General features: G+C 36.6%; 10 protein-coding genes, 1 other RNA gene and 1 other annotated feature (1 of these 12 only partly in view). Of the genes, 1 reads left to right on the top strand and 10 read right to left on the bottom strand.

Annotated elements, in window-relative coordinates:
• Positions 1-44, bottom strand: a binding site (T-box leader) (it extends 195 nt beyond the left edge of the window).
• Between the two features lie 72 nt (positions 45-116).
• From hisJ to FC81_RS02405, 4 genes are all read right to left on the bottom strand, one after another.
• The gene (gene hisJ, locus FC81_RS02420) at positions 117-947 is read right to left on the bottom strand and encodes a histidinol-phosphatase HisJ (protein ID WP_057742683.1); all 831 of its coding nucleotides are present in this window, start codon (positions 945-947) and stop codon (positions 117-119) included.
• Positions 948-1,154: 207 nt separating this feature from the next.
• Positions 1,155-2,504: a glucose-6-phosphate isomerase gene (locus FC81_RS02415; protein ID WP_057742682.1), complete on the bottom strand. Its 1,350-nt coding sequence runs from the start codon at positions 2,502-2,504 to the stop codon at positions 1,155-1,157.
• A gap of 175 nt (positions 2,505-2,679) precedes the next feature.
• Positions 2,680-3,540 (bottom strand): GRP family sugar transporter, encoded by an 861-nt coding sequence (locus FC81_RS02410; protein WP_057742680.1) that lies wholly within the window; start codon positions 3,538-3,540, stop codon positions 2,680-2,682.
• Between the two features lie 85 nt (positions 3,541-3,625).
• Positions 3,626-4,801, bottom strand: a complete 1,176-nt coding sequence (locus tag FC81_RS02405; RefSeq protein ID WP_057742679.1) for a class I SAM-dependent rRNA methyltransferase — start codon at positions 4,799-4,801, stop codon at positions 3,626-3,628.
• Positions 4,802-5,028: 227 nt separating this feature from the next.
• On the opposite strand from FC81_RS02405, the gene FC81_RS02400 reads away from it, so the two are divergent.
• Positions 5,029-7,197: an LTA synthase family protein gene (locus FC81_RS02400; protein ID WP_057742677.1), complete on the top strand. Its 2,169-nt coding sequence runs from the start codon at positions 5,029-5,031 to the stop codon at positions 7,195-7,197.
• Between the two features lie 161 nt (positions 7,198-7,358).
• On the opposite strand, the gene ssrA is transcribed toward FC81_RS02400, so the two are convergent.
• The 6 genes from ssrA to FC81_RS02375 form a co-directional block, all read right to left on the bottom strand.
• Positions 7,359-7,726, bottom strand: a transfer-messenger RNA (tmRNA) gene (gene ssrA, locus FC81_RS10720).
• 72 nt (positions 7,727-7,798) lie between these two features.
• Positions 7,799-9,199 (bottom strand): L,D-transpeptidase, encoded by a 1,401-nt coding sequence (locus FC81_RS02395; protein ID WP_235804617.1) that lies wholly within the window; start codon positions 9,197-9,199, stop codon positions 7,799-7,801.
• Positions 9,200-9,410: 211 nt separating this feature from the next.
• Positions 9,411-10,871, bottom strand: a complete 1,461-nt coding sequence (locus tag FC81_RS02390; RefSeq protein ID WP_057742675.1) for an NCS2 family permease — start codon at positions 10,869-10,871, stop codon at positions 9,411-9,413.
• 220 nt (positions 10,872-11,091) lie between these two features.
• Entirely contained in the window at positions 11,092-11,280 is a 189-nt protein-coding gene (locus FC81_RS02385; protein WP_057742673.1) for a hypothetical protein, read from the bottom strand.
• Entirely contained in the window at positions 11,267-11,956 is a 690-nt protein-coding gene (locus FC81_RS02380; protein ID WP_057742671.1) for an NAD(P)H-dependent oxidoreductase, read from the bottom strand. Before FC81_RS02380 ends, FC81_RS02385 begins: the two co-directional genes overlap by 14 nt.
• A gap of 16 nt (positions 11,957-11,972) precedes the next feature.
• Positions 11,973-12,689: a ribonuclease H family protein gene (locus tag FC81_RS02375; RefSeq protein WP_057742669.1), complete on the bottom strand. Its 717-nt coding sequence runs from the start codon at positions 12,687-12,689 to the stop codon at positions 11,973-11,975.
• Between the last annotated feature and the right edge of the window lie 44 nt (positions 12,690-12,733).

The raw sequence follows: 12,733 nt of genomic DNA, 5'->3' as shown, positions 1-12,733 counted from the left end.
CTTCAGGAGCGGCTAACAATTACTCTTCTAATCACTATATATTATATTATATTAAAAAAAGTTTATCCAAATTTAATTAAACTCATTCTAACTTCATTTTAAATAACTGTCAAGTACTAATTAAAAATATTTTTCAGATGATATCCATGACCAACCTCTATGATACTATGTGCATCAGAGCCAAAAATTAATGGGACCTTTTTCTGCAGGGCCAATTCTGCTATTTGCTTCCCTGGATAAAAATCATTGCAAAACTCTTTGTATAAGCCTGCTGTGTTAAAATCCAGTTCTCTACCCTGTTGTTTAATAAGATCTAATATTTTTTTAATTAATTCAATATTAGCTGCATTAAATTCTTCTGGTAGTTTAAAATAGTCTTGATATTTTTTTATCAAACTCATATGTCCGATTCGTTGGGGCTGATATTTACCTAAATCTGCCATAATGGATTGGGATACAAGTTCTAAATAAGCTTGATATAATTGGTACGGTTGAGCCAAAAGATTTTTGAACCCTTCTGCAAAATCCTTAGTCGTATAATCCAAACACCATAGTTTTTCATCTTTTCCTGCCATAAAATGTACTGATAAGATATTTTGCTGGGTCCGTTTGCCATACTCATTCAAAAAAGCTCGTGTTTCAGCCTCAAAGTCAGGTAAATAATCAACTTCAAAACCAATACTGATCTGAATTTGACTAGCATACTTTTGCTTTAACTTTTCCGTTAATGCAAAATAAGCTTCTAGATCATCCCAAGCCAATGATGCCGTGGTTAGTCCTTCTTTACTTCCACCATACTTACGGCTAAAACCTTGTGGTAAAGGTGCATGTTCAGTTATACAATACTGATCAAACCCTAAACTGATTGCCTTTCGAATCATTTTTTCAACTGGTTCTCCACTTCCATGCGGACATAATTCCGTATGTGTATGCCCCTCTATTTTCATTTACTCATCCCGCCTTTAAGAAAAGATTAATTTTAAACAACTAATTATGCTTTTATTTTTACCATAACTATCATAAGATTAAATTCATTATATACCAGTCCCCCCCCAATTTAATTTATCAAATAAAAAAAGAGTGTGAGACTTTTGTCCCAAACTCTCTTTGCCTTATTTAAAAATTTTTTGCTACTAGCAGCTTAGTCTGCTTTTTTACTTTAATCGTTTATTTAACTCTTTGCTTAATTCTTCAAAACCAGGACGGTTCAAAAGAGCAAACATATTATGCTTGTATGCTTCTACACCTGGTTGGTTAAATGGGTTGATTCCGTTCAAATAGCCAGAAATAGCAACTGCGATTTCAAAGAAGTAGATTGTATAACCTAATGTATAAGCCGTTTGATCAGGGATATTAACAACCATATTAGGAACGTCTCCATCAGTATGAGCCAAAACAACACCTTGGAAAGCTTTTGTATTAACAAAATCCATTGATTTGCCTTCTAGATAACCTAATCCATCAAGGTTTTCTTCTTCCTTGGGAATTTCAACATCATGATTCGGCTTACCCACCTTAACGACTGTTTCCATTAAATTCCGACGGCCTTCTTGAATATACTGACCTAGAGAATGCAGATCTGTTGAAAAGTTAGCTGATGAAGGGTAAATACCCTTTTGATCTTTACCTTCAGACTCACCCATCAATTGTTTCCACCATTCAGAGAAGTACTGCAATGATGGTTCATAATTCTCAAGAATTTCAGTTGTATAACCTTTGCGGTAGAGAATATTTCTTAAAGCAGCATATTGATATGCTTCATTTTCCTTTAAATCAGCGTTGTTGTATGCATCACGTGCATCAGCAGCACCCTTCATTAAATCATCAATATTCGCACCTGAAGCTGCAATTGGCAGCAATCCTACTGGAGATAGCACTGAGAAACGGCCGCCGACATCATCTGGAATGACAAAGGTTTCATAACCTTCTGCACTAGATTCTTTCTTCAAAGCCCCTCGTGCTTTATCAGTTGTAGCGTAAATACGTTCTTTAGCTCCTTGTTTTCCGTATTTTTCAATCAATTTCTGTTTGAAAACACGGAAAGCAATTGACGGTTCAGTCGTTGTCCCTGACTTAGAAATAACGTTAACTGAAAAATCACGGTCACCAATTAGTTCAATTAAATCATGGACATACGATGAGCTGATTGAATTACCAGCAAAGAAGACTTGCGGTGCATTTCTCTTTTCGGCTGGTAACATATTGAAGAACCCATGATGCAAGAACTCAATTGCTGCACGTGCCCCTAAGTACGAACCACCTATCCCGATTACAACGAGAACATCTGAATCAGACTGGATTTTCTTAGCTGCTGTTTTAATTCGTGCAAATTCTTCCTTATTGTAGTCAACTGGTAAATTTAAGAAACCACGAAAATCATTACCAGCACCTGTCCCTTCGCGCAATTCAGTATCAGCTGCTGTAACGAGTGCCTGCATTTCACCTAATTCGTTATCATGGACAAATTTTGTTAAATTTGAACTGTCAAAAGCTATATGTGCCATCAGTATCTCCCCTTTTAGCGTTTTATCTAACCGCTATCATTATACAATAATTTAACCAACTTGTAAGCACTTTTTGACGATAAATTATGATTTACACTTAAAATCACTTATTAAAACTGGATAAAAGCTTAAAAAATACGTTTAAAAACTCATTTAACTCTAAATTAAGTATGATTTAGAGACGAGATAGCAAAACTCCGCCACTAATAATCATCAATGATCCAATCGTAATATAAATAAGTTCCTTCTTCGTTTTCTTTTCGCCCAATAATAAGATACTACCGAAAGTTGAAATAATAATCCCCATCTGTGAAAAAGAATAACTAATAGCCAAACCAACAGCTGGGATAGCCAAGAACATGAAAATATTCCCCGTTCCCCAAACCAAACCCGTTACAATATTTTTGAAAGTTTCTTTTTGAAAGGCATCTTTTCCATAAGCAAAAAGACTCGCGCCAACAACCATCCCTAACGCTTGCGGCAAGACCATCGCTTTAGCATCAACCCCCGCCCAGTTGACAACAACTGTATAACCGACATAACCGACCGTTGACAATGCCAATGCCCTGATCCCGGCAGTAATCTGTTCATCTTTTTTTACGATTGCGGCTGCCTTTTTATCACGTAAAGAAGTCAAAGTCGCACCAATAATTAAAATTACTAGAGCAGTTGAGCCAATGGCTATCTGATCCCTTGTCCGCCATTCATGGAAAAGAACGACTCCAGCTAGAGCATTAAATAACAACTGTAAGCCCGTTGATAACGGCACTGTTTTCGATATTCCTATTGCTTTCATTGAATGAAATTGCTGGTTTTGACCCAGACTCCAGAATAGTCCTGAGATAAGCCCTACAAGTCCTACTTTGAATGACAAATGCGCCTGAATATGACTCCAAAAAATAAACGTTGTCAAAAGACTAAAGACTAAAGCACCCATAGTCATCCCTAATGTCTGTTGATTGGCATTTCCACCTATTTTTCCACTGACCAAACCGATACTTCCCCAGGTAATAGCAGGGATAAGTGCGATTAACATATTTAAAAGACCTCATTTCTCATTTTCTCTCTGTGGTTAGATATAGCCTCTTTTATAACTTTAGTCTAAGACTTAGACAAAACCTTTAGCGTTTAATTTGCAAAACTAATGCTTTAAAATAATCACTCTGACGGTACTCTTTCAACGTGGCAAAATCTCGGGGTGAATGATAAGTTTTGATAATTTCGAAACTGCTACCATTTTGAGTAAAGACATCGTTAAGTTGTGCCTTTAACTTCTTTAATGACAGACTAGCCGTGTTAGCAGTCAAGATTAATAATCCAGTCTTTTTAGTTGCTTTTAGTGCAGCTTTAATCAAGTCCGGATAATCTTTACTTAAATTAAAGGTCCTCTTCTTAGAACGAACAAAGACTGGTGGATCTATAAAAGTAACATCAAACTCAATATGATGGTTAAATGCATAATCAAGATAGCCTTGTACGTCCATAGTGCGAATTTCTTGTTTTTCCGGGTCAATCCCGTTAGCTAAAAATTGTTTCTGTAAGCGTTCATTTGCTTTAGCGGTTAAATCTATATTCACTGTTTTGAATGCACCACCGAGCATTGCACTTGCACCAACAGCTCCATTTCGGCTAAAACCTGAGAAAACAATTTTTTCAGCTGCGTATTTTTCCTTTAGATCTGCTAATAACTCACGTTTATCTAAAGCAAAGTTATTGAGTTCGGTATTTAAATACACTAAGTATTTAACATTATTTTGGACCACTGTTAATATCTCAGGTGCTTTGTCACCCTTAACATGTCTGTTCTTCAAGGCATTCTTTTGGACATTAAACTGCAGCTTCTCATAAATTCCCTTATAATCTTTGACTGCTGCATCAAATGCTCTGTACAATGTTTCACGATGCTGATACAAGCCTTGATTGTCAAAAGTAAATACGTAATAGCCAGCATAATAATCAATCGTCAGTCCGCCTAAACCATCACCTACTCCATTGAAGAAACGAAAAACATTTGTTTCTTCGGCATAATAGAAATTTGCTCGTTTAATCTGTGCCATTGTAAATAATTTTCTGAAGAACTCTTCATCAATATTCTTCTCTTCTACTGTCAAAATCCAACCATCACTGTTTCGTTGTTTAGCTAAATATGCATACGCCACGAACTGATTTCTGGCAACTAACCGTAATAATTCCCCGTTATTACCTTGGTATGGTGCAATAAAATCCTTAGTATCTAATTTAGGATAACCATCTTTATACTTACGAGCTGCTTCATTTGTTATTTCGATTGATTTCACGTTTTGTTCTCCTATTCACGTCTAAAAAATTTTCCAACTACGTTTTATCATAACAGACTTGCCTGCCCATTATCTTTAAATCCGCTTATTTTAACTATATTGTTAGGATATTTCTACAAATAACTTTGTAAAACTTTTATAATATGCTGTAGGTAAATTGACTTCATTTTAACCAATGGTTTAAAATTAAGCATTAATTGAATTTACTGGAAAGGACGGTTTATGCCGTGTTCCTATCAAAAACAAGAGATTATTTAAGTACCCGCTGGGGCTTTTTTTCATTACTCGTTTTTCTTTTTTGGTTAAAAACTATTTTAGTGTACCTTATCGACTTTCGCCTTGGAGTCGAAGGACTTTATCAATATACTATCTTATTTTTTAATCCAGTAGCGACAACGCTGCTGCTTTTTAGCGCTGCTTTATATATTAAGCGCCCTATTCCCGCCTACCTAGTTTTATCTCTGCTCTATATCGCCAATTCAGCTCTACTGCTCTTCAATATCATCTATTACCGTGAATTTACTGATTTTATGACCATCAATGTTATCTTTGGTTATTCATCAGTCTCAGAGGGATTAAGCTCTAGTTCTTTCGCACTGCTAAAACCGCAGGATCTGATCATGATTGTCGATATTATTTTCATCGTAGTTGCGGTTGCAACACGTTTTATTAAGTTAGATAAAAAACCAGTCCCGCCACAGCAAGCCGTTGCGATCTCCTCATTTGCCCTTCTTTTAGTTTTTCTAAACCTTACTTTAGGTGAGATCAATCGCCCGCAACTTCTTTCGCGGACTTTTGACCGTAACTATTTAGTTAAATACTTAGGGATTGATTCTTTTACCTTTTACGATGGCATTAAAACAGCGAAGAATAACCATGTCCGCAGTGAGGCCAGTAGTGCTGACCTGAATAAGGTCTTAACTTTCACTCAAAAACACTATGCTAAGCCTAATCCTCAAATGTACGGTATCGCTAAAGGTAAGAACATTATCGTTATCCATCTCGAAAGTTTTCAGCAGTTTCTAATTAACTACCGACTTGACGGCAAGGAAGTTACTCCCTTTTTGAATAGTCTTTATAATGATAAATCGACTTACAGCTTTGCTAATTTTTTCAATCAGGTTGGTCAAGGAAAAACGTCAGATGCTGAAAACATGCTAGAAACAAGTATTTATGGTCTACCGCAAGGATCACTGTTTTCTGCTTTGGGTACCGACAATACTTTCCAAGGTGCACCTGCTATTTTGAATCAGCAAAAAAATTATACTAGTGCTGTTTTTCATGGAAATAAGGGATCATTCTGGAATCGCAATAGTGTCTATAAGAATCTAGGTTACCAAAATTTCTTCGATGCAAGCTACTTTAATACGGCTTCCAATAATCTTACTGAGTATGGTCTTAAAGATAAACTTTTGTTTCATGACTCAGTGAAGTACCTAGAACGTTTACAACAGCCCTTTTATGCAAAATTTATCACTGTCTCAAATCATTTTCCTTACACAATAGATCAAAAAAATACCGATTTTAAAGCTGCTGATACCGGTGATAGTTCTGTTGATAATTATTTTGTTACAGCACATTATCTTGATCAAGCTGTTAAAGAGTTCTTTGACTACTTAAAAAAGAGTGGTCTATATGATAACTCAATGATCGTTCTTTATGGTGACCACTACGGGATATCCAATTCACGTAATTTGAAGTTAGCACCCCTTCTAGGAAAATCAGCTTCTACTTGGACTGACTTTGATAACGCTCAGCTACAACGTGTTCCTTTTATGATTCACATTCCCGGACAAAAAAATGGCGGTATTCAACAGCAATACGGCGGTGAAATAGATGTTTTGCCTACCATACTGCATCTTGCTGGTGTAGATACAAGTTCATACATTCAATTCGGGACCGATCTTTTTTCTAAAAAACATGATCAAGTAGTTGCTTTCCGGAACGAGAATTTTGTAACTCCAAACTATACCGTCGTTGATGGCAATATTTACGATAATAAAACTGGACTCCAGATAACACATCCAACATCGGCTCTAGCTGCTAAATTAAAAGCTGAAGGTAATAAAGTTAATAATGAATTATCACTTTCTGATTCATTAAATAATAAGAATCTTCTGCGTTTCTATATTCCAAATGGATTTATTCCGGTTAATCCGCAGAATTACAACTATAAAAATGGGTTTGGTCAAATTACGCAGTTACAACAACAACTTGGTTCAAATTCAACTAGTCTTTGGTCACGTAATGGCAATAAAACAACAATTGATGATTATGTCTCTGATGCGCCTGAACTAAATACAACTGATTCAAACAAAGAAAATGAAGAGAGTGTTTCATCATCAATCGATACAAATAAACAATCAACATCTTCTTCCACAAGTACAGCTAACTAATACAGTAGTTAACTCCGAGGCAGATCATCTATCTTATAAGGTTAAGTGCAGCCAATTACTTTTTACGCACATTTCAGCACTGGATATTTAGGAATAACGGTCATAAAAAAGAGTTCGGGATTTTTATCCCGAACTCCTTTTATTTTGCTTTATCGTAAATGTAATGGAGATGGCGGGACTCGAACCCGCGTCCAAGCATATCGTCACTTAAACCTCTACGCCCATAGTCATTCTATTTAGAGTTCATTGTCAACTACGCCGAATGGCATGGCCAGCATTGACAACTAACCTGATTACTCTCTTCCAGCAGCTTCAGGTGGGAGCTTTTGGCGTGAGTCCACTTAGTTTAAGACCCGTGACCAACACATGGACGATGTTAGGCGGATCTACGCTAAGCTACTATTACGCAGCTAAAGCGTAAGAATTGTTATTATTTTTTGCAGTTATATTTAACTGAGCGTCTTTACGTCGCGCAACTACGAGGCGCAATTCAAGCTCGACCTATACCTGTCGAATCCAAAACATCCCCATGCCATGATTCTACCATAAACCAATCTAACATGAAAGTTTTTAATCTAGACTGCTTAAAACAAAATATATCTTAATATACAACTACAGCTTCAGCTTGTTCTAAGTTATTGTAGATATTCGGCATCTGGGCAACTGGTGTATTAACGCACCCTCCAGATCCATCATTTAGGTAAGCATCACTCGCCCAGTTTTTACGCCAACTAGCATCATGAAAACCACAGCCGCTATCTGTAAATTGTGCCCAATAGCTAACTTTGACCGAATACTCTCCGCTTCCAGATTCAGTTCCCTTCAAAGTCGATGGAGACTGTTTATACATGATGTACCACAAGCCCTTTGGAGTATCTTCCTGAGTACTAGCCTTACCTGTGACGACATTAGTTGAAGCAACTTCCTTACCATCTTTGTAAAGCCAGACATGCTGATCTGCAATTGAAACTTCAGCATAAGTATTGCCAATACCGCTATTATCAACATGGTCATACCCAGTTCCATAAGTTAAATAACCTGTCCCATAAATATCTGGTTTGGCATCTAGCTGCCCCACCTGTTCGTTCTTCATAAATAAGTTACTAATACGCGCAGTAGCTTCACTGTTTTTGATTGCCCATCCGTAAGTTCCGCCGCTGGCAATATTGACATTTTTACCATCATGCGTTTTAAAATTAATTGCTTTACCAAGAGTTGCCTGTTTTTTATTTATCTCATCAATCTTTTTAGAGATACCCGTGCGGTCAATTCTGTAATTGTCATTCTCATAGGTTACTTCATTCAAAACCTGCTTTGCACTAAAATCATACTTAGTATTCTGAACTTTATATTCAATCTTTTTAGTAGCCAAGTTTTTCAACTTGCTTACCTCATTTTTAACCGTCGCACTCGATGCACTTAAAGGCTGCTTTATTTTGCCCTTCAGATAAACATCTTGTTCATACTTCTGCTTATCGAATGATTTTAAAATAACTGGGACATCATATTGCTTTCCCTTTTGAGCCTTAGTAATCTCAGTTTTACCATATTTCAGAATGGCCTTTGCGTCAACAGCCTTTTTCCGCTTACCGTTTTCGGCTTCTAGTCTTTCCGCTACAGCTTGCCGAACCTTTTCCTGCCGGTAATGCCCCATCTTACTGGGAATAGCTCTGTAACTAACTTTTTTACTTGAGGGCCAAAACGTCCACTGCTGTTTCAATAATTTCTGAACTTTCGGTTGATCCTGACTTAAAAAGCCTGAATTAGTTTTTTCTCCCCGGTAAAAAAGCTTACCATCCAGATAAACATCATTTCTAACATTCTCACCCTTTAATTTCTTGAGTGCCTGTGTTCTATTCAAACCACCCACATTTACCCCATTGATCTTAACATTTTGATTAAAATGTGTCATACGATAATATGTGTAACTACTACCTACGATAATTCCTAATATACCTATTGCCAATAAAATTAATAATTTTTTGTGCTTAATTTTAATCACCTCATAAAAGTCGCACCTTAATTATAGATCTTAGCATATCACATTTGAAATAAAGATTAATCATTCTAATTAAAATAAATTATTATCCTTATCAAATTAAAATAATTTTAATATCTTGCTCCGTTTGCCTACACTAAAATAAGCCTAATCACAAAAAAATTCAAGGGCTATGCTTAAACCCTTGAATTAAAGATTATTAATATTTTATTAATTACTCAATTATTGCCAAGACAACAAAATTTAAGATAAAGAGTAATGTACAAATGATCATCATTGGATGCACTTCTTTAAATTTGTTTTTAGCAAGTTTAACTGCAATATAGAAAATAAAACCAGCCGCAATTCCATAAGAGATACTATAACAGATTGCCATAAAAACTGATGCGAAGAACGCTGGAATCGCATCCTCCAGATTACTCCAGTTTATATTTCTAAATGAAGCCATCATCATAATACCAACTACGATCAACGCAGGGGCAGTCGCTGCACTAGGAATAATTGCAATAATTGGTGCTAGCAAACTACTGAGTAAAAACATAACAGCAGCTACTAGACTTGTTAAACCTGTTCGTCCACCTACTCCGATCCCCGAGGCACTTTCAACAAAGGTTGTTACATTTGATGTCCCAAAAATCGCAGAGATAACAGAACCGATCGCATCTGAGAACAACGAACGATCCATCTTAGATTTAAAACCATGTCCATTAAAGAACTCTTTTTCGTCTTTAGCTGAGAAAATCCCAGTTCTTTTTCCGGTTCCAATAAAAGTTCCGATCGTATCAAAGATATCAGTTAAACTAAAAGCAAAAATAGTCATTACTGCTAAGAGTACACGTCCAGGTTCAGCAAAAAGTGATCCCATTCCCTTAGCGCCAAAGGCCGCCCCAACGGTTGTCCCAAGTTGGCTAAAAGATTCTCCTAATGAACTGCCGCCTATTAATTCCGTATGTGTTACTCTCATCGGAATACCAATGATCGTTGTTACGATAATTCCGATTAAGATCGCTCCACGGAACCCCCTAACCACTAGAAAGATCATAATCAGAAGCCCCAGTAAAGCCAATAAAGGCGCCGCTTGGTTAAAATTAATCAACGATGGCGTTACACTGCTGTTAGAAACAATATCGGAGATACCACCCTTGAAATGGGTTGTACTTGCATTATAAGCTGCACCATTGATCGAAAGGATTCCTTCTTTATCAGTGATAAATTTAAGAAAGCCAGCATTTTTCACCCCAATATAAGCAACGAAGATCCCAATTCCTCCACCAATAGCATGCTGTAAAACATCTGGGATTGACTTAATAATTAGTCGTCTAATTTTTGTTACTGTAACAATAACATTAATTATCCCACATAGAAAAACAAGTGCTAAAGCTTGTTGCCAAGAAAAACCTAACTGCAAAACGACTGTATACGTGAAAAAAGTCGCCAAACCTAGCCCTGGTGCCTGAACATATGGCACATTAGCAAATAAGGCCATAATCAGTGTGCTGACAGCCGAAGAAATAATTGTTGCTAGGAAAATAGCTTGTGTCGGCATCCCTGTTAATCCTAGAATATTGGGTGCCACAAATAATATGTATGACATTGCAAAAAACGTAGTCAGCCCCGCCAAAACCTCTGTTGTCACGTTAGTTTTGTTCTCCTTAAGCTTGAAGAACTTTTTCATAATTAGTAGACTCCCCTTCTTTTTAAATATTTCAATTATAGCAAATATAATTCGGCTTTCAAGTTAAAAAAGATTAAAATGATGAATTTTTAATTTGTTTTTTGATAAAAAAACGAATTATTTTAGTTTTATTAAAAATAAATGTTTTAAATATCATCTTAGTTTAGTTCGCCTTTTAAAGAAGATCTTCTATATTTCTAAACAAAATAACCCCAGCTGCTTACCATTGGCTGGGATTCCAGAGACGGCCGTCTAACTCTCCTTGTGCCTGTTCAATTCTTTTAGCTTGTTGTAAAGCTGTTAGAGACATACTATAAAAAAAGGCGCGTTCCTCATAATCTCTAGCGCTTTCTGCTAACTTATCCAGCTTTTTTATTAACCAATCATCATTATTTTCAGTCAAACTCATTCTCCTTTTTTGTAAAGCTTAGATCATCCTTTAAGTCATTTAATTGTTCACGCCGCGCTGTAAATGTATTAAGTACCAATTCCAATTCTTTTTTATTCTTAATATTACTTACTGCGATCATTTTTTTTAGTTTATCTTCAAACCAGTCTTGCCGCTGTTTAAAGCTAAAATCGCGCGGGAGCTCAAGTAATTGCTGATAATCAATTAACAGTTTCTGCCGTTGCTTTTCAGATTGGTAAGAAAATTGTTCAACAATAAACAAAGGCATCAATTGCATTTTTAACCGCTGTGCCAAGGCTTTAAAGGGACTAAGTAGTTCTGAGAGTGGTATTGCCTCACGCCCTCCTAACCGATATTCTTTGAGCGGCTGCCCTACTGAAACAACCAGTCCTAATTCCTTTTCCTGTAGCCAACGTTTATCTGAAACTGCCAAAACCTCATCCACCCACTGCTTCAAAACAGCTGGCGCAGCATACCAATATAAGGGGAACTGGAAGACGACGCGCTCATGCGACCGTAGCAATTTTTTCTCGGCCATAATATCAAAATGACCTGTAGCATTTACTTTTAATTCGTGCCAAGTAACATTTTCCAGTACAGCAGCGCCATCTTTCAAAAACTGTTGTGTCCCTGAATCTCTAAGTTGCGGGTGTGCCACCACCACTATTGTTTTCATTGATTCATTCTCCTATTTAATTCATTTTATCCATCGTTTTATTCAAAAGCTGGTCGACAAAAATATTTCCTTTATTCTTCTGATGACCTTTTGTCCATTGAAAAATTAGCTGTTTAAAATGGGGTAAGAGCTCTGCCATTTTTACCCAAAGCTCTTTATTAGCAACTTCTGTTCCAGATGCCGTTTTCCATCCTCGTTTTTTCCAACTATAAAGCCACTTTTTTTGAATCGCATCTAAAACATAACGTGAATCAAGTGTTGCTAAAATTGTTTTGTTTTGAAGATCCTGTTTTTTTAAAAAAGATAATGCCTGTAAAAGTGCCATTATTTCCATACGATTATTAGTCGCACCGTACTCACCACCAGAGCGTGCGATCTCCTTACCCTCTATTTTAAGCAAAAAAGCCCAAGCTGCTTTATCATCCTGTTTTACATGCCCACCTAGTACATTCCCATGATTGCGTGAGCCACCATCTGTCCATAGTAACATAGTATTTTTAACTTCCGCTTGTACTTGCATTTGCGGTTGCGGCAGATTCTTGGTGTTGCTTTGAGCCGGTACTTTGCTATTATTAATCAATTCAATCCACTTCATAGCTTCTGACTTGTCCCGAAAGCCCTTATAACGTGCTTGGCTAAAACCATTGACTTGTTTTAAACAAGTAGCCCAATCTGTGTATATTCCCTTTTTTCTTCCGCGTGCAACTGCATAAAATCGATAACTGATAATCATCACTCCTCCTGCACATTATATATACCCATTATACGGTACAAAGC

Origin of the sequence: Liquorilactobacillus capillatus DSM 19910 (assembly GCF_001434915.1) — a bacterium.
GTDB lineage: Bacteria > Bacillota > Bacilli > Lactobacillales > Lactobacillaceae > Liquorilactobacillus > Liquorilactobacillus capillatus.
Note: the sequence above shows the minus strand (reverse complement) of the source record. Positions and strands in the feature narration are given on the sequence as shown.

Bases quoted from the DNA above. Each gene is read 5' to 3' on its own strand.
- hisJ (WP_057742683.1), bottom strand. From the start codon at position 947: ATGAAAATAGAGGGGCATACACATACGGAATTATGTCCGCATGGAAGT.
- FC81_RS02415 (WP_057742682.1), bottom strand. From the start codon at position 2,504: ATGGCACATATAGCTTTTGACAGTTCAAATTTAACAAAATTTGTCCAT.
- FC81_RS02410 (WP_057742680.1), bottom strand. From the start codon at position 3,540: ATGTTAATCGCACTTATCCCTGCTATTACCTGGGGAAGTATCGGTTTG.
- FC81_RS02390 (WP_057742675.1), bottom strand. From the start codon at position 10,871: ATGAAAAAGTTCTTCAAGCTTAAGGAGAACAAAACTAACGTGACAACA.
- FC81_RS02385 (WP_057742673.1), bottom strand. From the start codon at position 11,280: ATGAGTTTGACTGAAAATAATGATGATTGGTTAATAAAAAAGCTGGAT.
- FC81_RS02380 (WP_057742671.1), bottom strand. From the start codon at position 11,956: ATGAAAACAATAGTGGTGGTGGCACACCCGCAACTTAGAGATTCAGGG.
- FC81_RS02375 (WP_057742669.1), bottom strand. From the start codon at position 12,689: ATGATTATCAGTTATCGATTTTATGCAGTTGCACGCGGAAGAAAAAAG.